Here is a 1,388-nt window from a genome sequence, read left to right as displayed (position 1 = left end):
TTTTGTCCAGGAAAGAGATAAAAAATTTCTCACTTCAGGATCTAAAAACTTTAAAGATCGAATTTTAATTAACGAAGAAGAAGACATTTTTATTTGGGGAGTTGTAACTTATGTCATCCACTCGGTTTACTAAAAAAATAGCACTGGTCGATTGTAATTCTTTCTATGTATCTTGTGAAAGATTATTTAATCCTAAAATAAGGAAAAAGCCTGTCGTTGTTTTATCCAACAATGATGGCTGTATTATTTCAAGATCTAATGAAGCAAAAGCTCTTGGAATAAAAATGGGAGAGCCATATTTCAAAGCAAAAGATATAATTATTAAAAATAATGTCCAAGTTTTTTCTTCAAACTATTCTTTGTATGGAGATTTATCAAGAAGAGTAATGAGAACATTAAAAAGATTTAATTCTGATATAGAGGTGTACTCAATAGATGAAGCGTTTATGGATTTATCTAATTTTCCAGATAATGAAATAGCAGATGTTGGTAAAGAAATAAGAAATACAGTACTACAATGGACTGGCATTCCAACCAGTATAGGAATAGCAAAAACTAAGACCTTAAGTAAAGTTGCAAATCATATTGCAAAGAAAAAACAATCAGGCGTTACAAGTTTGATTGGTATTGAGAATCTTGATCCGATATTGGAAAAAATAGAAATAAATGATGTATGGGGGGTTGGTAGACAGTTAACAAAATTTTATCAGAAAAATGGAATATATAATGCTAAACAATTAAAAAATAAATCTAATACCTGGATAAAAAAATCTTCAAATGTTTTAAGTTCAAGGACAGCAATGGAACTAAGAGGTGTACCATGTATAGATCTTGAAAAGACCACCTCAAAGAGAAAAAGTTGTGTAGTCTCACGTTCTTTTGGAAAAAGAGTTGAAAGTTTTCAAGAATTAAAAGAAGCAGTTGCAAATTATTGTCTAAACGCTTCTGAGAAGGTAAGATCAGAGTCTTTGGTTGCAAAAGCAATAACAGTTTTTGTAAGAACTAGCCCTTTTCAAAGAAACTTTGGATATTATTCAAATTCCAAAACAATAGACTTTCCAATTGCAACAAATAATAGCATCGAAATAGTGAAAACAGCTATTTCTATTCTAGAAAATATTTTTAAAAATGGTTATCGTTACCAAAAAGCAGGAGTAATGCTAACAGGATTGTCGAATGATACTGAAAAGAAAAATTTGTTTTCATCTGAGAGAGATGAAAAAATAAATAAGTTAATGAAATCAATTGATAATACTAACTATCGATATGGTAGATCTACTTTGAGCCTTGCAAGTGCTGGCGTGCATAAAAAATGGAACATGAGAAGAGAATATTCATCAAAAATAGACACTGCAGATTTTTACTGTATGCCAAAAATTAGAATTGGA

Annotated in this window: 1 protein-coding gene; it reads left to right on the top strand. The window is 30.0% G+C overall.

What is annotated here, in order from left to right:
* Positions 1-110 precede the first annotated feature (110 nt).
* The coding region (locus AMN80_RS02125; RefSeq protein WP_075520363.1) for a Y-family DNA polymerase at positions 111-1,388 on the top strand (1,278 nt) is incomplete at its 3' end.

The sequence above is a fragment of the Candidatus Pelagibacter communis genome (genome assembly GCF_001179985.1).
Lineage (GTDB): Bacteria > Pseudomonadota > Alphaproteobacteria > Pelagibacterales > Pelagibacteraceae > Pelagibacter > Pelagibacter ubique_J.
This window is presented reverse-complemented; position numbering and strand designations above follow the sequence as displayed.